The sequence below is a fragment of the Inquilinus ginsengisoli genome, from assembly GCF_050434925.1.
Classification (GTDB): domain Bacteria; phylum Pseudomonadota; class Alphaproteobacteria; order DSM-16000; family Inquilinaceae; genus Inquilinus; species Inquilinus ginsengisoli_B.
In genome coordinates, this window is sequence record NZ_JBNDJK010000001.1 from 7,031,912 (window position 1) to 7,053,932 (window position 22,021).

A 22,021-nucleotide genomic window follows, 5' to 3' on the forward strand; every position below is an offset into this window, starting at 1 on the left:
CGTTCCCTCAGGCCAGCAGGCCGGTCGCCTGCAGAATGGCCTCGACCTTCGCGGCCTCGGCATCGTTCAGCGCCCGCTGCGGCCGGGCCATGACGTTGGTGTCGATGATGCCGAGGCGACGCATCGCGGTCTTGAAGCCGCCGACCCCGGCCGATCCGGCGCTGGTGCGCGGCAGGCTGACCCAGACGATCTCGAACAGGCGGCACAGCCGCTCCTGCTCCGCCCGCGCCGCCGCCCAGTCGCCCTTGCGACACAGGTCGTAGAGGCGGACATAGCCATGCGGGTCGACATTGGCGAGGCCGGGCACGATGCCGTGCGCGCCGGCGGCGAGGGCGGAGTCGCAGACGATCTCCGACCCCGTCATCATCGCGATCTCCGGCCTGTCGGCCAGGTCCAGCAGAGCGAAGCGGAAATTGCCATCGTCGCCGCTGGAATCCTTCAGCCCGGCGATGGTGCCCTCCCGCGCCAGCGTCACCACGCTCGCCCGGTCCAGCTTGACGTGGACGCAGACCGGGATGTCGTAGGCGATGACCGGGACGTCGATGGCCTCGCGGATGTAGCGGAAATGGTCGACCACCTCCGGAGCGCTGGTGCGGGCGTAGAACGGCGCCGTCACCACCACGGCGGCGACGCCGATCGACTGCGCCACCCTGGCGTGGCCGATGACGCGGTCGGTGGTCGGGTCGATCACGCCGGCCAGCACCGGCACGCGGCCGTTCGCGACCTTGACCGCATGCTCCAGGATCTTCCGGCGCGTCGCCTCGTCATGGAACACCACCTCGCTGGTGGAGCCGAGCACGAACAGGCCGTGCACGCCGCCGCCGATCAGGTGCTCGAGCACGCGGGTGAAGGACGGATAGTCGACCTGGAAATCCGCGGTCAGCGGGGTGACGACGGGCGGGACGACGCCCTGGAAGGCTGGAGCTGATGCCATGATGAAGGACTTTTCGGTCAGTTGAGTTCGGAACGGGGGTCGAAGGCGTCGCGCAGGCCGTCGCCGACGAAGTTGATGGCCAGCACGGTGATCACCAGGGCGGCGCCCGGGAACAGCCACTGCCAGGGGTACTGCTCCAGCACCACGGTGCTGCGGGCGGCGTTCAGCATGTTGCCCCAGCTCGCCTCCGGCGGCGGCACGCCGAGGCCGAGGAAGGACAGGCCGGCCTCGAGCAGGATGGCGGCGGCGATCTGCAGCGTGGCGTAGACCACCAGGATGTCGATCGAGTTCGGCAGGCCGTGGCGCCACAGCAGGTGGCCGAGGCCGGCGCCCATGCCGCGCGACGCCACCACGAAGTCGCGCTCGCGCAGCTCCATCAGCCGGGCGCGCACCATCCGCGCCAGCACCGGCCAGGACAGCAGCGAAATCACGATGATGGTCGGCACGATGCCGGCGCCGGTGATCGAGGCCAGGACGAGGAGCGAGATCACCGGCGGCAGGGTCATGGCGAGGTCGACGAAGCGCATGATCGCGGCGTCGGTGAAGCGCCCGGCCATGGCCGAGACCGAGCCGACCAGGAAGCCGATCACCACCGAGATCGCGACCGAGACCACGGCGACCAGCAGCGAGATCCGCCCGCCCTGCAGCAGGCGGGCCAGGATGTCGCGGCCGACGCCGTCGGTGCCGAGCCAATGCGCGGCGCCGGGGCCCTTGTTGAGGGCCAGGAGGTCGATGTCGTTCGGCTTGTGGCCGAGGATCAGCGGATAGCAGACGATCAGCACCAGCATCGGCACCAGGATGGCGAGGCCGGCCAGCGCCGCGCCGTTGGCGGCGAAGCGGCGGAAGGCGCGGGCCAGCGGGCCGTTGCCGCCGCGGGAGCGTGAGGTGTCGACGACCGCCATGTCAGGCCACCTGGATCCGCGGGTCGATCGCCGCATAGGCGATGTCGGTCAGCAGGTTGGCCAGGATCACGCAGGCGCCGACCACGAGGGTCGCGCCCATGATCACCGGATAGTCGCGGGTCTCCACCGCGCTGACCAGCAGCAGGCCCATGCCCGGCCAGTTGAACACGCTCTCCAGGAAGATGGCGCCGCCGACCGCGATGCCGATGGTCGACCCGATCAGGGTGACGACCGGCAGCAGCGCGTTGCGCAGCGCGTGCTTCACCACCACCCAGAACTCCTTCACTCCCTTGGCGCGGGCCGAGCGGACATAGTCCTGGTTCAGCACCTCCAGCAGCGAGGCGCGCATGTAGCGCATGATCAGCGCGGCATGCCCGATCGACAGCAGCAGGGCCGGCAGGATCAGGTGGCTGGCGAGGTCGCCCAGCGAGAACGGCGCGCCGGGGGTCAGCATGCCGCCGGACGGCGCCCAGCGCAGCAGCACGGAGAAGACGTAGAGGCCGACCAGCGCGGTCAGGAAGGCCGGGCTGGAGATGCCGAGGAAGGCCGTGACCGACAGGCCGAGATCGGTCGCCGAGTTGCGGCGGACGGCACCGATGATGCCGGCGCCGATGCCGACGACGATGGCGATCGCCAGCCCCGTCCCCATCAGCAGCAGGGTCGGGCCGATCCGCTGCGCCACGAGGCCCAGCACGGTCTCGCCATTGCGCTGCAGCGAGAAGCCGAGATCGCCGCGCAGCGCCCCGCCGAGCCAGGCCAGGTACTGCACCGGCAGCGGCTGGTCGAGGCCCAGACGGGCGCGCACGGCGGCCATCTCCTCCTGCGACATCGCCACATTCGGGTTGATGTAGGCGTCGATCGGGTCGCCGGGCGCGAGCCGGAGCAGGATGAAGATCAGCACGCTGAGCGCGATCAGCATGCCGACCCCGACCGCGAGGCGACGAAGGCAGAAGTTCAGCATGTCCTGTCCCGATAAGCCCGCCTCTGCAGTGTAAAAACCGTCATTGCGAGGAGGCGAAGCCGACGAAGCAATCCATGCCTCCGCTCGTGCTGCACCATGGATTGCTTCGCTGCGCTCGCAATGACGATCTTTTCATCGACCCAGTCTCAGTTGCCGAGCGCCCATTTCTCGGGATGGGCGGCGAAGGGGCCGCCGGCCGGAGCCGGGGTCCAGACGAAGTCCTTCAGCCTGGCGGAGGCGACGCCGTAGCGCTTGGCCACCCACATGGTGGCCCAGGGCAGGTTGGCGTTCATCGCCTTGCACACGTCCTGGTAGCGCTCGGCCCGCTTGGCATCGTCGGTCTCGTTCAGCGCCGCGTCGAAGGCCGAGGTGACCTCCGGCATGCGGATGCGCAGGAAGTTGGCGCCGGCCGGCGGGATCTGCTTCTCGTTCAGGCCGATGTTGATGGCGCTGGGGTCCGGCCCGTTCTGCAGCCCGGCATAGACCAGCGGGAACTGCGACCAGTCCGGGTTCTGGGCATAGATGGTGGCGTTGTAGGTCGGCGTGTCGACCGCCCGCGGCACCACGTTGATGCCGACCTGGGCCAGCATCGCCTGCATCGCGGCCAGCACGTTCGAGGCCAGCGGGTTGTTGTAGTAGGTCAGCAGCGGGATCGGCTTGCTGCCGTTGATCTGGTCCCAGCCGGCCTCGGCCAGCAGCTGCTTCGCCTTCTCCGGATCATAGGCATAGCCGTCGATGCCCTGAGGCAGCAGATGGTCGGCGACATAGCCGCAATTGGCGATCTCGGCGGCGCCCTTGTAGAGGCTCTGGACGATGGCGTCGCGGTTGATGGCGTGCATCACCGCCTGGCGCACGCGGACGTCCTTCCACAGCGGCACCTCCTGGTTGAAGCCCAGGTAGTTGACGACGTAGGAATTGCCCTCGATCACCTTGAAGGCATCGTTGCCGGTGAAGGTCGCGACGTCGTCGGCCTCGACATAGCTGAAGGCGATCTCGCCGGAGCGTAGCGCCGCCACCGCCGCCGCGGTGTTGGCGAAGTAGCGGTTGATGATCCGGTCAGTCACCGGCTTGCCGCCGCGATAGTCGGGGTTGGCGGCGAGCTCGACATACTGGTCGGTGACGTAGCGCGAGAACTTGTAGGGGCCGGTGCCGATCGGCGATTTCGACCACCATTCATGCTTGGCCAGCGAGGCCGACGGGATGTCCTTCAGCGCGTGCTGCGGCAGCATCATCAGCTGGGTCAGCGTCGCCAGCAGGCCGGCATTCGGCGCCGACAGCTTCAGCACCGCGGTCTTCGGGTCCGGCGTCTCGACCGAGGCGATGGCGCCGAGGCGGGCGGCGAACACCGTGCCGGTGGCGCCGTTCTTCGCGGTGTCGATGGTGAACTTGACGTCGGCCGAGGTGAAGGGCTGGCCGTCATGCCATTTCGCATCGGCCAGCTTGAAGGTGTATTGCAGCTTGTCGGCGCTGACCTCGTAGCTCGACGCCAAATCGCCGACGATGCTCTCCAGCTTGGCGTCGTTGATCACCAGCGGCTCGAAATACAGGCTGAGCCAGGTGAAGCCGCCGGTGGCCGACAGCGGGTTGAAGTTGCCCTGGAAGCCGCCCGGTCCGACATCGAACCCGCCGGTGATCGTCGACGGCTCCTGCGCCACGGCGGGTGCACCCGGCGCCCAAGCCATGGCAACGGCAAGCGCCAGCGCGGATGCCAGCATCCCGAATCTCATCATGTCCTCCCCTTTCAGTTTTCTGCTTTTGCGCCCTTCCGGGTCGCGAGGAGACGGGCGATCCCGTCATAGTGCTGGTCGAGCCGGCTGCGGGCCGCAGCCCCGTCGCGCGCCTCGATCGCGGCACAGATCTCCTGGTGGTCCCGCCAGGTCGCCATCGGGTCGACATTGGCCAGGTTCACGAAGTCGGACGCCTTGTAGAAGGCCATCCAGAACACGTCGATCAGGCTGGTCAGCATGCGGTTGTTCTGGCAGCGGAACAGCAGGTGATGGAACTGCTGGTCCTCCTCGGCGAAGCTCTCGTTCCGCTCGGCCCGGCGGCGCATCCGCTCGACCGTGTCCTTCAGCTCCGCCAGATCCGCCTCGCCGATCAGCTCGATGGTCTTGCCGATCAGCCCGACCTCGAGCACGCGGCGGATCTCCAGCACCTCCTCGACCTCGCGCAGCGCGCCGCCCAGGCCATAGGCCAGGTTGGCCAGCAGCGGCTCGAACGAGAACGCCTTGACGAACACGCCGATGCCGCGCCGCGTTTCCAGGATGCCGAGCGATTCCAGCGCCTTGATCGCCTCGCGCACGGAGTTGCGGCTGACCCCGAGCTGCTGCGCCAGATCATTCTCCGGCGGCAGCGGCGCGCCGGGGCTGAGGGCGTTGTCGTCGATGTAGCTCTTCAGGCTCTCCTGCACCGAGACATGGAGCAAGGGTGGCCGGGCGAGCGGCTTGATCTCCTTCATCGGCGGCATCCCCGGATCAGCATGGCTTGATGGTTGCCGACTTGTAGGATATCTGTCAAGGCCATAAGCTGAAAGGGAGGGTCGGATGGCCCGGGTGGCCTTGGCGGGCGTGGGGCATTGGCATGCGGGCATGCATCTGGAGGCGGCCCGTGCTGCGGGCGCCGAGGTGGTCGCGGCCTGGGATCCGGACCTTGCCGTCGCGGCCGGATTCGCCGCGGAGCACGGGGTGGCCCACCAGCCCACGCTCGCGGCGCTGATCGCCATCAAGCCCGACCTGACCGTGGTCATGGGCCGGCCGGACCAGGTGCCCGACCTGGCCCTGGCCTGCATCGAGGCCGGCCTGCCGATCGTGCTGGAGAAGCCGGCCGCGGTGTCGACTGCCGCGCTGGAACCGCTGGCCGGGGCGGTGCGCCGGAAGAATCTCTTCGCTGCCGTTCCCCTTCCCAACCGCTGCGGCCCGATCTGGGCGGAGATCGAGGCGCTGAGAGCCGCGGGTCGTCTCGGCCCGATCTCGCACGCCCAGTTCCGGATCGTGAACGGGCCGCCCGAGCGCTACCGGCTGGACGGCGTGCCCTGGGTGCTGGACCCGGCGATCGGCGGCGGCGGGGCGTTGCGCAACCTCGGCATCCACGGCATCGACGCCGCGCTGGCCCTGGCCGGCAGCGCCGATCTCGCCATCGTCTCGGCCGCGGTCGACCGGCGCCTGCATGGCGAGGCGGTCGAAGAGTACGCGATCGTCACCCTGCGGGCGCCGGACGGCATGATCGCGACGGTCGAGGCCGGCTACACCTATGCCTCGATGGCGCCGGGCGGCGATTTCGAATGGCGGGTCTCGGCCCGCAACGCCTATCTGCTCGACCGCGGCGATAGCTGCCGCGTCGCCACGCTGGACGACGGGCGGATGCGCGACCTGACGCCGATCCCGCCGGCGGACCGGTACAAGGCCTTCATGGCCGACACGCTGGACCACCTGGCGCGCGGCGCGGCACCATCCGTCGGGATCGGCGACTATCTGCAGGCCATGCGCCTGATCGACCGGGCTTATCAGGAGGCCGCTTTATGATCGGCATCGGCATCATCGGCGCCGGCTTCTTCGGCGCGATCCATGCGCGGGCCATCGCCGCCGTGCCGGGCGCGCGGGTCGCCGCGGTCTGTCGCCAGGACATCGACGCCGCCCGGGCTTTCGCGCGGGAGCATGGCGGCAATGCCCATGCCCGTTGGCAGGCGCTGCTGGACGACCCGGCGGTCGACACGGTGCTGATCGCCACGCCGCATCATCTCCATGCCGAGATGGCGATCGCCGCGGCCCAGGCTGGCAAGCACATCCTGCTGGAGAAGCCGATGGCGCCGACCGTCGCCGAATGCGACGCGATCAACGCCGCGGTGGCCAGGGCCGGAATCCATCTGATGGTCGGGCACGTGCTGCATTTCGCCCTGCCCTGCCTCGTCGCAAGGGAGATCATCACGTCCGGCGATATCGGCCGTCCGGTGCTCGGCAGCAGCTGGCTGATCAAGCTGTGGATGGAGGCGAACCGCCAGCCCTGGCACCTGTCGCCGAAGACCGGTGGCGGCATGCTGCTGACCGCGGGAATCCATGCGCTCGACCGGCTGGTCTGGCTGATGGATGGCCCGGTGGCGTCGGTCTCGGCCATGGCCGGCACCCATTTCCACGACCAGGAGGCCGACGACACGGCGCTGATGCTGCTGCGCTTCGCCGATGGCCGGATCGGCCAGGTGGCGAGCGTCGGCTATCGCGACGGCGGCGTCGGCTTCGCCATGGACCTGGTGTGCGAGGCCGGGGCCCTGTGCCTCGACTTTGACCAGGGCGTGATGATCGGCCGTGGCGGCATCTGGACGCCGGTGCCGAATTCGATCGAGCCGGACTGGGCGCAGCGCGCGGTCGAGCGGGAATGGCAGGCGATGCTCGCCCTGATCGCCGGCACCGCGCCGAACCCGGCGAATGGGCGCTACGCCCGACATCTCATAGCCTGCATCGAAGCGGCTGGGCAGGCCGAACGGTCCCGCCGCGAAGTTGCGCTGGCAGCCGCCCCTGACAAGAATTCCTAATTCAGGATAGCTGTGTAAAATCTCAGATTCGTCTTGTGAGATGTCACGTACAATGCCACGCTGCCCGGCATGTACGATCCGTCCTCGCCTTTCGCCCAGATCCGGGCACCCGGCGCCGAGCCGAAGACGGCTTTCGCCCTGAAGCGGCTGCGCCGGGCCGTCATCGAATGCGAGCTGCGGCCGGATGCCGAGTGCTCGGAGCCTGAGCTCGCCAAGCGCTTCGGCCTGGGCCGCGCCGCCGTCCGCACCGCCCTGACCACACTGGCGGCCGAGGGGCTGGTCGCGGTCGAGCCGCGCCGCGGCTGGCGGGTGGCGCCGGTCACCGGCGCGCTGATCGGCGACGTGATCCGCGCCCGCAAGGCGATCGAGCCCGGCCTGGCCGAGCTTCGGCTGCCGCCGGACGTCGCGACCCGGCTGATCGCGATGACCCGCATGGGAGCGGCGCTGCAGGGGCGCGAGGACCGGCAAGCCCTGGTCACCTTGCGCGCCACCGACCGCCAGATCCTGGACCAGCTGGCCGCCCAGGCCGGCGGGCTGGTCGGCGGCTGGCTGGACCAGGCCTGGAACCAGGCGGACCGGGTCACGGCCTTCTTCGACCTCGCCGGGCGGCACCACCGGCCGATCGGGCGGGAACCGCTGGTCGCCGCGCTCGCCGCCGGCAACACAGAGGCGGCGCAGCGCGAGATCGCGGCCGCGATCGCTTCCTTCCAGGACTTCGCCACCGACGCCCTGTTCACCCTGTCCTCGTCCCTCGACGTGGCGGGGAGCGCCAGGCGTCAGCGACAAACCAGGCCGGCGGCGCGCGCGGCGCGACCGGATCGGCCACAACAACAGGGGGACATCACATGACGCGGATCAGAAGCGGATGGCTGGGCGTGGCGCTCGGGGCGATGATGCTGGCGGCGGCGCCGGCCATGGCCAAGGACCGGCTCACCGTCGACCTGGTGAACGAGCCGTCCTCGCTGGACCCGCAGCTGCAATGGAACCCGGACAGCTACTACGTCTACCGCAACGTCTTCGACAACCTGGTCACCCGCGACGACAAGGGCGAGATCGTCCCTCAGGTCGCGACCTCCTGGAAATACCTCTCGGACACCGAGATCGAGTTCCAGATCCGCGACGACATCACCTTCCATGACGGGCAGAAGCTGACGGCCGAGGACGTCGCCTTCAGCATCCGCCGCATCACCGACCCGAAATTCGCCAGCCCGCAGCTGGGCCAGTTCAACAAGATCACCGGCGCCGAGGCGACCGGCCCGGCCACGGTCCGCATCAAGACCGACGGCCCCTACCCCGCCCTGCTGGCCCAGCTGGTGAAGCTGTCGGTCGTGCCGAAGCATGTGGTCGAGGCCGTGGGCAACGACGCCTTCAACCAGAAGCCGGTCGGCAGCGGCCCGTACAAGTTCGAAAGCTGGCAGCGTGGCGTCGCCGTCACCCTGACCCGCAACGACGCCTATTGGGGACCGAAGGGGCCGTTCCAGACCGCGGTGTTCCGCGCCGTGCCCGACGCCGCCACCCGGGTGGCCGACCTGCAGGCCGGCACCGCCGATCTCGTCGTCACCCTCGACAGCGACCTGGCCGCGCAGATCCAGGGCTCGGACAAGGTCAAGCCGCTGGTGGTGCTGACCGAGCGCGTCGCCTATCTGCGGCTGAACCCGATGAACCCGCCCTTCGACAACCTCAAGCTGCGCCAGGCCGTGGCCTATGCCGTCGACAAGCAGGGGCTGACCGAGGGCATCCTGGGCGGCTACGACAAGCCGGTGGCGGAGCTGCTGACCCCCGCCCATGTCGGCTGGACCGAGGGCATCGAGGGCTTCCCCTACGATCCGGAGAAGGCCAAGGCGCTGGTGGCCGAGGCCGGCGACGCGGCGAAGGTCGAGGCCGAGCTGTCCACCGCCCCGGTCTACGACCAGCGCATCGTCCAGGCGGTGCAGCAGCAGCTGACGGAGGTCGGCATCAACGTGAAGATCACGATGACCGACATGGCCAGCTACCTGAAGCGGTCGCAGGGCAAGCCGCAGGAAGGCGCGAGCATCACCTTCGGCCGCTGGTCCTGCGCCTGCCAGGATGCCGACGGCGTGCTGTTCCCCCTGCTGCACAGCAGCAGCGGCTGGTCGAACTACCGCAACGCCGAGGTCGACAAGCTGCTGGTCGAGGCGCGCTCGACCCTGGACGAGGCCACCCGCCTCGACCGCTACGCCAAGGTCAACGAGATCGTCGCCACCGAGGTGCCGGCGCTGCCGCTGTACCAGGCGGCGATCATCTATGGCGCCGCCAAGGGGCTGAACTGGCAGCCGACGCCGAATGAGAGCCTGTTCCTGAACCGCATGTCCTGGACCGACTGACGATGGCAAGCAGACTCAAGGCCTGCCTGCTCGGCGCGGTGCTCGCACTGGTTGCGGTGCCCGCGCTCGCCGAGGCCAAGGACCGCTTCGTGGTCGACCTGGTCAACGAGCCGTCGACGCTGGACCCGCAGCTGCAGTGGAACCCGGACAGCTACTACGTCTACCGCAACATCTTCGACAACCTGGTCACCCGCGACGACAAGGGCGAGATCGTCCCGCAGATCGCGACCGCCTGGAAGGTGCTGTCCGACACCCGGGTCGAGTTCGAGGTCCGCGACGGCGTCACCTTCCATGACGGCAGCCCGCTGACGCCGGAGGATGTCGCCTACAGCGTCGGCCGGATCATCGATCCGAAGCTCGCCAGCCCGCAACGGGGCCAGTTCGACAAGATCGTGAAGGCCGAGGCGACGGGGCCGCACAGCGTCGTGCTGACCCTCGCCGGCCCCTACCCGGCCTTGCTGGCGCAGCTGGTGAAGCTGTCGATCGTGCCGAAGCATGTGGTCGAGGCGGTCGGCAACGACGCCTTCAACCTGAAGCCGGTCGGCAGCGGCCCGTACAAGTTCGACGGCTGGCAGCGCGGCGTCGCCGTCACCCTGACCCGCAACGACGCCTATTGGGGCCAGAAGGGGCCGTTCGCGACCGCGGTGTTCCGGGCGGTGCCCGACGCCGCCACCCGGCTGGCCGACATCCAGGCCGGTAGCGCCGACCTGGCGATGTCGCTCGATTCCGACCTGGCCGGGCAGCTCGAGGCCTCGGGCAAGGGCAAGCGGCTCTATACGCTGACCGAACGTTTGGCTTATCTGCGCCTGAACCCGACCAAGCCGCCCTTCGACGACCCGCGGCTGCGCCAGGCCGTGGCCTATGCCGTCGACAAGGAGGGCATCACCGAAGGCATCCTCGGCGGCCTGGACAAGCCAATCGGGCAGATGCTGACGCCGGCGCATTTCGGCTGGTTCGACGACATCCCCGGCCTGCCCTACGACCCGGACAAGGCCAAGGCCCTGGTGGCCGAGGTGGGGGGCTCGCCGCAGGTCGAGATCGCCACCGGCGCCTTCTTCGACCAGCGGGTGGTGCAGGCAATCCAGCAGGAGCTGGCCGATGTCGGCTTCGATGCCAGCATCAAGCTGGTCGACACGCCGACCTTCCTGAAGCTGATCCAGCAGGGCGCGCAGGGCGGCCCGACCCTGGCCGTCAGCCGGTCCTCCTGCGCCTGCCAGGATGCGGACGGGGCGCTGTACCAGTTGTTCCACTCCGGCAATCCCTGGACCATCGTCGAGAACAAGGAGCTCGACGGCTGGCTGGACGACGCCCGGGCGACGCTGGACAGCGACAAGCGGCTGGCCGACTACCGCAAGGTCAGCACCTTCATCGCCAAGGAGATCCCGGTGGTGCCGCTGTTCCAGACGGTGGCGATCTACGGCGCCGCCAAGCCGCTGCAATGGACGCCGACGCCGAACGAAAGCCTGTTCCTGAACCGCATGTCCTGGTCGGAATGACGGAGGACCGGTATCGGGCATGACCGCCTTCCTGCTCCGCCGCCTGGGCCAGGCGCTGCTGACGATCTTCGGCGTCGCCACGCTGATCTTCTTCCTGCAGCGCCTGACCGGCGACCCGACCTATCTGCTGGTGCCGGATACCGCCACCCAGGCGGATATCGAGGCGCTGCGCCATGCGCTGGGCTTCGACCGGCCGCTGTGGGTGCAATACCTGTCCTTCCTGGGCGAGATCGCGCGCTTCGACCTCGGCCGGTCGGTGGTGCAGTCCGTGCCGGTCCTGGACATCATCGCCTCGCGCCTGCCCTACACCCTGGCGCTGGCGGCCGGGGCGCTGCTGGTGGCCTGCGGCATCGGCATCCCGGTCGGGGTGGCGCTGGCGCTCTGGCGCGACCGCTGGACGGCCCGGCTGCTGGCCGGGCTGGTGCTGGCGGCGCAGAGCATGCCGACCTTCTGGAGCGGCATCCTGATGATCCTGGTCTTCGCCGTCACGCTGGGCTGGCTGCCGCCTTCCTCCACCGGCGGCATCGACCATCTGGTGATGCCGTCGGTGGCGCTGGGCCTGCTCAGCATGGCGACCTTCGCCCGGGTGACGCGGACCGCCCTGCTGGAGGAGCTGTCGAAGGACTATGTCCGCACCGCCCGGGCCCGCGGCGCCGGGACCGGGCGCCTGCTGCTGCGCCACCTGGCCCGCAATGCCTCGATCCCGATCATCACCGTCGCCGGGCTGGAGATCTCGAACCTCCTGGCCGGCGCGGTGATCGTCGAGACGGTGTTCGCCTGGCCGGGGCTGGGGCAGCTGACGGTGCAGTCGATCCTGGCCCGCGACTTTCCGATCGTGCAGGGGGTGGTGCTGCTGGGGTCCTTCGTCACCGTCGCGCTGAACCTGCTGACCGATCTCCTCTACACCGCCGTCGACCCGCGCATCCGGCTGGGGAACGCGCGATGAGCGCCGCCGTCGACACGGCCCCGGCCGCAAGGCGCCCGCTGCGACGTGCCGCGCCTTTCATCGCGATCCTGGCGCTGTTCGCCCTGGCCGCGGTGCTGGCACCGCTGGTCGCGCCCTACGACCCGAACGCCCAGAACCTGCTCGGCCGGCTGAAGCCGCCCGGCACCGTCGCCCGCAACGTCCACTACCTGCTGGGCAGCGACGAGCTCGGCCGCGACCTGCTGAGCCGCCTGGTCTGGGGTGCCCGGGTCTCGCTGCTGGTCGCGGTGCTGTCGGTGCTGATCTCCGGCGTCATCGGCACCGTGCTCGGCATGCTCGCCGGCTATCTGCGCGGCCCGGTCGAGCTGGTGGTGATGCGGGTCGTCGACGTCTTCCTGTCGGTGCCCGCCATCCTGCTGGCCATCATCACCGTCGCCGTGGTCGGGCCCGGCCTGCTGAACGTCATCCTGGTGCTGGCCCTGACGCGCTGGCCGCGCTACGCCCGCGTCGCCTACGGCCAGACCCTGTCGATCGCCGGCCGGCCCTATGTCCGGCTGTCCGCCTTCATGGGCGCCGGGCCGCTGCGCGTGCTGTTCCGCCACATCCTGCCGAACATCCTGGGCGCCGTGACCGTGGTGGCGACGCTGGAGTTCGGGCTGATGGTGCTGTTCGAGGCCGGGCTGTCCTTCCTTGGCCTCGGCGTGCAGCCGCCCACCGCGAGCTGGGGCGCGATGCTGTCGACCGGCCGCAACTACGTCGCCACCGCTTGGTGGATCGCGACCTTCCCCGGCCTCTGCCTGTTCCTCCTGGTGCTCGCCGCCAACCTGATCGGCGACGCTTTGCGCGACCGTCTCGCCCCCCACAGCCGATGAGGCCCCCATGAACATCCCCCAGGATCTGAACGGCAAGCGCGTGGTGGTGACCGGCGCCTGCGGCGTGGTCGGCAGCTGGATCGCCGCCGCCTTCGCCGAGGCCGGCGCCAGCCTGTGCCTGACCGACACCTCGGAACCCGACCTCGACCGCCTGGCGATGAACCTGAAGGGCGACCGCTTCAGCTACGCGGCCGACCTGCGCCAGGAGAGCGAGATCGACGGGCTGGCCGCCGAGATCGCCGTCCGCTGGGGCACGGCGGACATCCTGGTCAACAACGCCGGGGTCTATCCCAGCGGCTTCCTGCTCGACATCGATGTCGAGGAATGGGACCGGATCTTCGACGTCAACCTTCGCGCGCCGTTCCTGCTGACCCGTGCTTTGGCGAAGCAGATGATCGCGGCCCAGGTCCGGGGCAGCATCATCAACATCTCCTCCGGGGCGTCGCGCAAGATGCGGCGAACCGTGGTGCCCTACTGCGTGTCGAAAGCGGCGCTGGACCGGCTAACCAAGGGCTTCGCGCTGGAGCTGGCGGAGTTCGGCATCCGCGTCAACGCGGTCGAGCCCGGCTTCATCGCCGGCAGCAAGGTCAGCCTGCTGACCGAGGAGCATGTCGAGGCCACCAGCGGGTCGATCCCGCTCGGCCGGCCGTCCTCCGCCGCCGATGTCGGCAATTCCGTGCTGTTCCTGGCCAGCGAGGCCGCCGCCTACATGACCGGGTCGACGCTGACGGTCGACGGCGGCAATTCGATCGGGTCGATGGCCGTGTACCAGGCCAAGAAGTCGCCGCTGTAGGAGGAACCGATGGTCCAGCCCTGGCCGCGCTACCAATGGCCGGAAGGCCGCGACAGCGCCTTCTGCTTCACCGTCGATGTCGACGCGGATTCGCCCTATCTCTGGCAGCAGCGGGCGCCGGAGGCGACGCGCTCGCTGGGCCAGCTGGAGCAGCGCCGCTTCGGGCCGCGGCTGGGCATCTGGCGGCTGCTCGACCTGGCTGACCGCTTCGGCATCAAAGGCAGCTTCTTCGTGCCCGGCGCGGTGGCCGAGGCCAACCCCGAGCTGCTGCCGGCCTTCTTGCAGCGCGGCCACGAGATCGGCCTGCACGGCTATTTCCACGAAATCGTGGCGCAGAGCAGCGACGCCGAGTTCACCGGCGCGCTGGAGGCCGCGATCGAGGTGTTCCGGCGCCAGACCGGCGCGGTGCCGAAGGGCTTCCGCTCGCCGGCCTGGGAGATGACCCCGCACATGCTGGCGGAGATCCGACGGCACGGCTTCTGGGACAGCTCGCTGGCGGGCGCCGACCACCCCTACGAGATCGACGGCGTGGTCGAGGTGCCGGTGCAATGGGCGATCGACGACGCCGTGTTCTTCAAATTCTCCGGCGGCGGCACCGACCAGTGGCCGCCCGAGGCGCCGGGTCCGATCCTGGAGGGCTGGCTGGACGAATGGGAAGGCCTGCGCTGCCTGAACGGCCTGTTCATGCTGACCGTGCACGACTGGATCTCCGGCCGGGCCCAGCGGCTGCGGCTGCTGGAGCGCCTTCTGGAGCGGGTCACCACGGCACCCGGCGTCTGGATCGCCACGGTCGGCGAGGTCGCGGCGTATCACGCCGGCTCGGTCAATGCCGGGCGGTTCGTCGCCGCCTCCGACATCCCCGGCCCGGTGGAGCCGCGCCGCTTCGGGCGCAAGGCATGAATGTGAGCGGCCGCAAGACCGAGATCCGCAGCCGACATGGCCTGGTCGCGGCCCAGCATCGCTATGCCGCCGAGGCCGGCGCGGCGGCACTGGCCCGCGGCGGCAACGCCATGGATGCGGCGGTGGTGGCGGCGCTGGTGCTGAGCGTGGTCGAGCCCTGGCTGTCCGGCATCGGTGGCGGCGGCTTCCTGCTGCATGCCGATGGCTCGAGCGGCGCGGTCTCGGCGCTGGACTTCAACGTCCGGGCCCCGGCGGCGCTGGACCCGGCCGACTATCCGCTGGCAGGGGCCGACACCGGCAACTGGTTCCAGTGGCCGTCGGTGGTCGAGGACCGCAACCTGATCGGCGGCCCCTCGATCTGCGTGCCTGGCGCCGTCGCCGGCCTGGCCGCGGCACTGGAGCGCTTCGGCAGCATCGGCTGGGCCGAGGCGCTGGCGCCAGCCATCGACCATGCCGAGCGGGGGCTGGAGATCGACTGGTACGCCGCCTTCTGCATCTCGATCGAAGCCGCGGCCCTGGGTCGTTTCGCGCCGACGGCCGCGCTGCTGCTGGAGAACGGCGAGGCCCCGAAGGCGGTGGATGGGAAGCACCGTCCGATGCCGGCCAAGGCGCGGATGCTGCGGCGACTGGCGCAGGCTGGCCCCCGCGACTTCTACGAGGGCGAAACCGCGCGGGACCTGGCGGCCGACCTGGCCGAGGCCGGGTCACGCATCACCGCCGCCGACCTCGCCGCCTACCAGCCCCGCTGGGCCGAGCCGCTGCGCGGCGCCTATCGCGGCCGGGACGTCTGGGCCATGCCGGGGTTGAGCGGCGGGCCGAGCCTGCTGCAGGCGCTGGACCTGCTGGCGCCGCGGACCGGCTGGGGCGACAAACCCGACGCTCGGGCGGCGCTGGCCTATGCCCGGGCGGCGCGCGAGGCCTATCGCCGCCGCCTGACCGGCATGGGCCATGCAGGCCTGAGCCGCGATCCCGGCTGCACCAGCCATGTCAGCGTGGTCGACGCGCAGGGCAACATGGTCTCGCTGACCAACACCCTGCTGTCCCGCTTCGGGTCGAAGGTGGTGCTGCCGCGCGCCGGCATCCTGATGAACAACGGCATGATGTGGTTCGACCCACGGCCGGGCCAGCCGAACTCGATGGCCGGAGGCGCCCAGCCGCTGGCCAATATGTGCCCGCTGATCCTGGGTCGCGACGGCCGGCCGGAACTGGCGATCGGCGCGGCAGGCGGCCGGTCGATCTTCCCGGCCCTGCTGCAGTTGATCTCCTACATCGTCGATTACGGCATGACGCTGGAGGAGGCGTTCCACACGCCGCGCGTGGATGCCAGTACCCCGACAATCAAGGTGAACGCCCAGGCCGCCCCCGACGTCGCCGCCGCCGTAGCCCGCGACTTCCCGGTCGAGATCGTCGAGGACACGCTGTATCCGGTGAACTTCGCCATCGCCTCCGCCGCGTCACGCGATCCGGATACCGGAGAGACGGTCGGCATGGCGCACCCGACCAGCCCCTGGTCCGGCGTCGCGGTCGGAGGACCGGCCGATGTCGCTTGACGCTCCGCCCCTGCTCGCCATCGACGGGCTGCGGGTCGCCATCGGCGGCCGGTCCGTGGTCGACGGGGTGTCGCTGTCGATCCGCCGCGGTGAGGTGCTGGCCCTGGTCGGCGAAAGCGGTTGCGGCAAGAGCCTGACGGCGCTGTCGGTGCTGCGCCTGCTGCCCGCCGCCGCGCGCGTCGCCGGCGGCGCGATCAGCATGGAGGGGACCGATCTTCTCAGCTTGCCCGAGGCTGCGCTGCGCGACCTGCGCGGCAACCGGGTGTCGGTGATCTTCCAGGAGCCGGTGGCGTCGCTGAACCCGCTGGTCCGGGTCGGCGACCAGGTGGCGGAGAGCCTGCGGCTGCATCGCGGTGCCTCGGCCGCCGCTGCCCGGGCCGAGGCCGTGGCCATGCTGGCGCGGGTCGGCATCGCCGATCCGGAGCGGCGGGCCGGGCAGTTCCCGTTCGAGCTGTCGGGCGGCATGTGCCAGCGGGTGATGATCGCCTCCGCCCTGATCTGCCGACCGGAGATCCTGATCGCCGACGAGCCGACCACGGCGCTGGACGTCACCATCCAGGCCCAGATCCTGGACCTGCTGAAATCGCTGCGGGCCGAGGCCGGCAGCGCCATCCTGCTGATCACCCACGACATGGGCGTGGTCGCCGACATGGCCGACCGGGTGGCGGTGATGTATGGCGGCACGGTGGTCGAGAGCGGGCCGGTCGACGCCATCTTCGACGCCCCGGCCCACCCCTACACCAAGCTGCTGCTGGCCACCGTGCCGCGGCTGGACGGCCCCCGCCGCGAGGAGCTGAAGACCATCGCCGGTGCGGTGCCGGACGCGGCGAGCTGGCCGCAGGGCTGCCGTTTCCGCACCCGCTGCCCGCTGGCCGATGAGCGCTGCGCCGAGGCGCCGCCGCTGGAGCCGGCGCTGGGCGATCCCGGGCATCTGGCGGCCTGCTGGCACGGCGACCGCGTGGAGGCGCTGGCATGACCCCGCTCCTCTCGGTCCGCGACCTGGCGGTGCATTTCCCGGTCCGCGGTGCGGCCAAGGGCGCCGTGGTCAAGGCGGTGGACGGCATCTCGCTCGACCTCGAGGCCGGCCACACCCTGGCGCTGGTCGGCGAGAGCGGCTGCGGCAAGTCGACCACCGGCTACGCCATCCTGGGGCTGGAGCGGGCGACGCGCGGCACCGTGGCCTTCGAGGGCCGCGACGTCACCCATGCCGCCCCGGCCGAGCGCCGCGCCTTGGCCGGCGCGATGCAGATCGTGTTCCAGGACCCCAGCGCCGCGCTGGACCCGAAGATGCGGATCGACGCCAGCATCGCCGAGCCACTGGCGATCCGCGGCACGCCCGGCGCCGAGCGGCGCCGGCGCGTGGCGGAGCTGCTGGACCTGGTCGGCCTGCCGGCCAGCTACGCCCAGCGCTATCCCAACGAGCTGTCGGGCGGGCAGCGCCAGCGGGTGGTGATCGCCCGGGCCCTGGCGCTGTCGCCGAAGCTGCTGGTCTGCGACGAGCCGGTCTCGGCGCTGGACGTCTCGATCCGCTCGCAGATCCTGAACCTGCTGGTGCGGCTGCAGGACCAGCTCGGCCTGGCCTATCTGTTCATCAGTCACGACCTGTCGGTGGTGCGCCACATCGCCGACCGGGTGGCGGTGATGTATCTCGGCACCATCGTCGAGCAGGGCGACACCGACGCCGTCTTCGCCGCACCGCGCCACCCCTACACCGAGGCTCTGCTGTCGGCGATCCCGCTGCCTGACCCGCGGGCCCAGCGGCAGCGCCGCAAGATCATCCTGTCCGGCGACCTGCCGAGCCCGCTGGCCACGCCCGCCGGCTGCCCCTTCGTCAGCCGCTGCCCGATCCGGGTCGAGGAGTGCGCGGCCATCCGCCCGGCGCTGCGCCCGGCCGAGGGCGGCACCGAGGCCGCCTGCCTGGTCCGGGCGGGATGACGGCAGCGTGGTGCCGGGCTACAGCAGCCCCGGCACCACCAGCGCCAGCCAGGCCAGCAGCGGGCCGACCACCACGACGATGGCGCTGTAGATCAGCATCTGCCGGAAGAAGGCGTCGCGGTCGATGCCGTGCGCGTTGGCCACCACCAGCGCGCCGTTGGTCGAGAACGGGCTGACATCGACGATGGTGGTCGAGATCGCGATCGCCGCCACCATGCCGGGCACGCCGAGATGGCCCTGCATCAAGAGCGGCACGGCGAGCGGGATGGTGGCGCCCAGCACCGCGACCGAGGAGGCGAAGGCCGAGACCACGCCGGCGACGTAGCACAGCAGCAGCGCGCCCAGCAGCGGCGCCGCCATGGCCGAGACTCCGCCGCCGACATAGTCGACCGCGCCGGTCTTCTGCAGCACGCCGATATAGGTGATGACGCCGCCGATCAGCAGCACGGTCGACCAGCTGATCTTGTCGACCGCGCCCTTCTGCCCGCGCGGGCACAGCAGGGCCAGGACCACGGCGACGCTCATCGCCACCAGACCGACATTCAGGCTGAAGGCCAGCGAGGCGACGGCCAGCACCACCAGCCCGGCCAGGGTCAGCGCCTGCTCGCGGTCGAGCGTGACGTGATGGTCCTCGCCCTCGCGATGCACCGCTCCCGGCCGCGGACCGGCCGGCCGCGCCGGCGTGCCGCCATGGCCGCGGACCGGGACCGAGGCGCCGGCCGGGACGGCATCGACCAGGCCTTCGAAATGCTCGGAAGGGCGCCGTACCGGCAGGCGGTGGCCGCCGAACACGAAGAAGATCACCAGCGCCACCGCGGCGTTGAAGGCCAGGCTGGACAGGAACAGCACGATCTCGTCGCCCGGCAGCCCGGCGCGCTGCACCACCTGGTTGGTGATGCCGCCATAGATGCTGATCGGGGAAAAGCCGCCGCCCTGGGCGCCATGCACCACCATCAGCCCCATCAGCATCGGGTGGATCTTGTACTGGGCGGCGAAGCGCAGCGCGATCGGCGCGATGATCGCGACCGCCGCGGGGCTGACCGCGCCAATGGCGGTCAGCACGGCCGAGACCGCGAACATCACCCAGGGAATGGCGGAGATGCGGCCGCCGACCAGGCGCACCGAATAATGCACCAGCCAGTCGACCGTGCCGTTGTTCTGGGCGATGGCGAAGAGATAGGTGATGCCGACCAGGGTGACGAACAGGTCGCCCGGGAAGCCGGCCAGGATCTGCGTGGCCGACATGCCGACGAAGGCGCCGCCGACCAGGAAGGCCATGGCGAAGCCGAGGGCGCCCATATTGATCGGCAGGGCGGTGGCGATGACGAACATCACCACCAGTCCGATGATGGATGCGATCTGCGCAGACACGTTTCCTCTCCCGTCGTTCTGGTTTATCGGCGGCCCCGTCCCCGGAGGCGTCAGCCCGTCCGGTCCGGCTCCAATGTCAGGAAGCGCGCCAGGGCGCTGCCGGCGTTCAGCATGTGCTCGCGCATGGCAAAGGCGGCCTCGTCCGGGTCGCCGCGGGTCATCGCCCGCAGGATCCCGCCATGCTCGTCGCGCGACTGGCCCAGGCGGTTGGGATAGCGCAGCTGGGTCCGCCGGAACGGCAGCAGCCGGGCGCGCAGCTGCAGCGCGTGCTCGACCAGGAAGCCGTTGTGGGTGGCGCGGTAGATGCCTTCGTGGAAGGCCAGGTTGAAAGCGTCGTAGCCGGCGATGTCGCCGGACTGCAGCAGCCCCTCCGACGCCTCGTGCAGCTCGATCAGCCGGCCGCGCTCCAGCGCCGTCATCCGGTTGGTCGCCATCCGCGCGCACATCGCCTCGATCTCGGCCGTGACTTCGAACATCTCGGACAGGGTCTCGATCGTCATCGGCAGCACGACGATGCCGCGGCGCGGCCGGATCTCGACCAGCCCGGCGGCGGCCAGGTGGCGCACGGCGTCGCGCACCGGCGTGCGGGAGGCGCCGTAGGTCTCGGCCAGTTGCGCCTCGTCCAGCACCGTGCCCGGCGGCATGCGGCCGGTGGAGATCTCGTCGGTCAGCGCCAGGCGGATCCGCTCCGACAGCGAGGCGCGATCGTTAACGGGCGTATCCTCAGGGGCCAAATCCGGAGCCTCCCGTGCACGTTAATTGGATTTAATAGCACCAGCGTATTCCAACGCCTTGCCACATGCAATCTCCGTATTCATATTCGACGGCAGAAACGGTATCTGTATACGCCACTGCGGAGAGACCGATGGAAACCGCACGGACCTGGTCGACCCTGGCCTCACGGAAGCAGAGGCGCCTGGAGCGGGCGGCGGCCTTCGCCGACGGCCCGGTGCTGAAGCCGGAGCGGGTCGGCGAGGCGTTGACGGCGCTGATCGAGCCGGGCGACCGCGTCGCGCTGGAAGGCGACAACCAGAAGCAGGCGGACTTCCTGTCCCGCTCCCTGGCCGCGCTCGACCCCGCCAAGGTCCACGACCTGCACCTGCTGATCTCGACCCTCGGCCGGCCCGAGCATCTCGACCTGTTCGAGCGCGGCATCGCCCGCAAGGTCGACTTCTCCTTCGCCGGGCCGCAGAGCCTGCGCGTGGCGCAGCTGCTGGAAGACGGCAAGCTCGAGATCGGCGCGATCTACACCTATGTCGAGCTCTATGCCCGGATGTTCGTCGACCTGACGCCGCAGGTGGCCCTGGTCTGCGCCGAGCAGGCGGACCGGCACGGCAATCTCTACACCGGCGCCAACACCGAGGACACGCCGACCATCGTCGAGGCCACGGCCTTCCGCCACGGCGTGGTGGTGGCCCAGGTCAACGAGATCGTGGACGAGCTGCCGCGGGTCGACATCCCCGCCTCCTGGGTCGACTTCGTGGTCGAGGCCGACCGGCCCTTCGCGGTCGAGCCGCTGTTCACCCGCGACCCGCGCCATATCGGCGAGCTGCAGATCCTGATGGGGATGATGATCATCCGCGGGATCTATGAGCGGCACGGCGTCACCTCCCTCAACCACGGCATCGGCTTCGACACCGCGGCGGTGGAGCTGCTGCTGCCGACCTATGGCGAGAGCCTGGGGCTGAAGGGCAAGATCTGCCGCAACTGGGCGCTGAACCCACATCCGACGCTGATCCCGGCGATCGAAAGCGGCTGGGTCGACAGCGTCCACTGCTTCGGCAGCGAAGTCGGGATGGAGGACTATATCCGCGCCCGGCCGGACGTCTTCTTCGTCGGCCGCGACGGCAGCCTGCGGTCGAACCGCGTGTTCTGCCAGCTGGCCGGGCAGTACGGCGTCGACCTGTTCATCGGCTCGACCCTGCAGATGGATGCGGACGGCAACTCCTCCACCGTCACGCTCGGCCGGCTGGCCGGCTTCGGCGGCGCGCCGAACATGGGCCACGACCCGCGCGGCCGCCGCCACGCCAGCGACGCCTGGCTCAGCCTGATGACCTCGAAGGCACCGGTCGCCCGCGGCCGCAAGCTGGTGGTGCAGACGGTCGAGACCTTCAAGTCGGGTGGCGTGCCGGCCTTCGTCGAGACGCTCGACGCGGTCGAGGTCGGCCGCAACAGCGGCATGCCGATCGCGCCGGTGATGATCTATGGCGACGACGTCTCCCATGTCGTGACCGAGGAGGGCATCGCCTATCTCTACAAGGCCGAGGGCGGCGAGGAGCGCCGCGCCGCCATCGCCGCCGTGGCCGGCGCCACCGAGATCGGCCGGCGGGCGGAGGCGAAGCGCACCGCCGACCTCCGGGCCCGCGGCATCGTCGCCTATCCCGAGGATATCGGCGTCAGCCGGCTGCAGGCGAACCGCTCGCTGCTGGCGGCGCGCTCGATCGACGATCTGGTGGACTGGTCCGGTGGGCTGTACCGGCCGCCCGCCCGGTTCCGCAGCTGGTGACCGGCC

At 70.2% G+C, this 22,021-nt stretch carries 20 protein-coding genes; 13 read left to right on the top strand and 7 right to left on the bottom strand.

Features of this window, described 5'->3' with window-relative positions:
* Nucleotides 1-7: 7 nt before the first annotated feature.
* From QFZ27_RS33090 to QFZ27_RS33110, 5 genes are all read right to left on the bottom strand, one after another.
* Complete coding sequence (locus tag QFZ27_RS33090) at nt 8-934, bottom strand: dihydrodipicolinate synthase family protein (RefSeq protein ID WP_429230713.1); 927 nt, start codon at nt 932-934, stop codon at nt 8-10.
* Between the two features lie 17 nt (nt 935-951).
* Nucleotides 952-1,836: an ABC transporter permease gene (locus QFZ27_RS33095; RefSeq protein WP_429230714.1), complete on the bottom strand. Its 885-nt coding sequence runs from the start codon at nt 1,834-1,836 to the stop codon at nt 952-954.
* 1 nt (nt 1,837) lies between these two features.
* The gene (locus QFZ27_RS33100) at nt 1,838-2,797 is read right to left on the bottom strand and encodes an ABC transporter permease (protein WP_429230715.1); all 960 of its coding nucleotides are present in this window, start codon (nt 2,795-2,797) and stop codon (nt 1,838-1,840) included.
* 146 nt (nt 2,798-2,943) lie between these two features.
* Nucleotides 2,944-4,512, bottom strand: a complete 1,569-nt coding sequence (locus QFZ27_RS33105; protein WP_429230716.1) for an ABC transporter substrate-binding protein — start codon at nt 4,510-4,512, stop codon at nt 2,944-2,946.
* Between the two features lie 26 nt (nt 4,513-4,538).
* Nucleotides 4,539-5,255, bottom strand: a complete 717-nt coding sequence (locus QFZ27_RS33110) for a FadR/GntR family transcriptional regulator (protein ID WP_429230717.1) — start codon at nt 5,253-5,255, stop codon at nt 4,539-4,541.
* Nucleotides 5,256-5,340: 85 nt separating this feature from the next.
* Here QFZ27_RS33110 and QFZ27_RS33115 point away from each other — a divergent pair, with 85 nt between their 5' ends.
* The 12 genes from QFZ27_RS33115 (at nt 5,341) to QFZ27_RS33170 (ending at nt 18,138) form a co-directional block, all read left to right on the top strand.
* On the top strand, nt 5,341-6,318 hold the full coding sequence (locus QFZ27_RS33115; RefSeq protein WP_429230718.1) for a Gfo/Idh/MocA family protein: 978 nt from the start codon (nt 5,341-5,343) through the stop codon (nt 6,316-6,318).
* Nucleotides 6,315-7,322: a Gfo/Idh/MocA family protein gene (locus QFZ27_RS33120; protein ID WP_429230719.1), complete on the top strand. Its 1,008-nt coding sequence runs from the start codon at nt 6,315-6,317 to the stop codon at nt 7,320-7,322. Before QFZ27_RS33115 ends, QFZ27_RS33120 begins: the two co-directional genes overlap by 4 nt.
* 69 nt (nt 7,323-7,391) lie before the next feature.
* Entirely contained in the window at nt 7,392-8,171 is a 780-nt protein-coding gene (locus QFZ27_RS33125) for a GntR family transcriptional regulator (RefSeq protein ID WP_429230720.1), read from the top strand.
* Nucleotides 8,168-9,667 (top strand): ABC transporter substrate-binding protein, encoded by a 1,500-nt coding sequence (locus QFZ27_RS33130; RefSeq protein ID WP_429230721.1) that lies wholly within the window; start codon nt 8,168-8,170, stop codon nt 9,665-9,667. Before QFZ27_RS33125 ends, QFZ27_RS33130 begins: the two co-directional genes overlap by 4 nt.
* Nucleotides 9,668-9,669: 2 nt before the next feature.
* Nucleotides 9,670-11,163, top strand: coding sequence for an ABC transporter substrate-binding protein (locus QFZ27_RS33135; RefSeq protein ID WP_429230722.1), 1,494 nt, complete (start codon nt 9,670-9,672; stop codon nt 11,161-11,163).
* 19 nt (nt 11,164-11,182) lie between these two features.
* Entirely contained in the window at nt 11,183-12,109 is a 927-nt protein-coding gene (locus QFZ27_RS33140; RefSeq protein WP_429230723.1) for an ABC transporter permease, read from the top strand.
* Entirely contained in the window at nt 12,106-12,960 is an 855-nt protein-coding gene (locus QFZ27_RS33145; RefSeq protein ID WP_429230724.1) for an ABC transporter permease, read from the top strand. Before QFZ27_RS33140 ends, QFZ27_RS33145 begins: the two co-directional genes overlap by 4 nt.
* A gap of 7 nt (nt 12,961-12,967) precedes the next feature.
* Nucleotides 12,968-13,753 carry an SDR family NAD(P)-dependent oxidoreductase gene (locus tag QFZ27_RS33150; RefSeq protein WP_429230725.1) on the top strand — a complete coding sequence of 262 codons (786 nt, stop codon included), beginning with the start codon at nt 12,968-12,970 and terminating at the stop codon, nt 13,751-13,753.
* A gap of 9 nt (nt 13,754-13,762) precedes the next feature.
* The gene (locus tag QFZ27_RS33155) at nt 13,763-14,653 is read left to right on the top strand and encodes a polysaccharide deacetylase family protein (RefSeq protein ID WP_429230726.1); all 891 of its coding nucleotides are present in this window, start codon (nt 13,763-13,765) and stop codon (nt 14,651-14,653) included.
* The gene (locus QFZ27_RS33160) at nt 14,650-16,203 is read left to right on the top strand and encodes a gamma-glutamyltransferase (RefSeq protein ID WP_429230727.1); all 1,554 of its coding nucleotides are present in this window, start codon (nt 14,650-14,652) and stop codon (nt 16,201-16,203) included. Before QFZ27_RS33155 ends, QFZ27_RS33160 begins: the two co-directional genes overlap by 4 nt.
* Entirely contained in the window at nt 16,193-17,179 is a 987-nt protein-coding gene (locus tag QFZ27_RS33165; RefSeq protein WP_429230728.1) for an ABC transporter ATP-binding protein, read from the top strand. Before QFZ27_RS33160 ends, QFZ27_RS33165 begins: the two co-directional genes overlap by 11 nt.
* Entirely contained in the window at nt 17,176-18,138 is a 963-nt protein-coding gene (locus QFZ27_RS33170) for an ABC transporter ATP-binding protein (RefSeq protein ID WP_429230729.1), read from the top strand. The genes QFZ27_RS33165 and QFZ27_RS33170 overlap by 4 nt, the downstream gene beginning before the upstream one ends.
* Before the next feature lie 18 nt (nt 18,139-18,156).
* On the opposite strand, the gene QFZ27_RS33175 is transcribed toward QFZ27_RS33170, so the two are convergent.
* Nucleotides 18,157-19,509 (bottom strand): SLC13 family permease, encoded by a 1,353-nt coding sequence (locus QFZ27_RS33175; RefSeq protein ID WP_429230730.1) that lies wholly within the window; start codon nt 19,507-19,509, stop codon nt 18,157-18,159.
* 50 nt (nt 19,510-19,559) lie between these two features.
* On the bottom strand, nt 19,560-20,243 hold the full coding sequence (locus QFZ27_RS33180) for a GntR family transcriptional regulator (protein ID WP_429230731.1): 684 nt from the start codon (nt 20,241-20,243) through the stop codon (nt 19,560-19,562).
* Between the two features lie 131 nt (nt 20,244-20,374).
* Between QFZ27_RS33180 and mdcA the strand changes: the two genes are divergently transcribed.
* Entirely contained in the window at nt 20,375-22,015 is a 1,641-nt protein-coding gene (mdcA, locus tag QFZ27_RS33185) for a malonate decarboxylase subunit alpha (RefSeq protein ID WP_429230732.1), read from the top strand.
* Nucleotides 22,016-22,021: the final 6 nt, after the last annotated feature.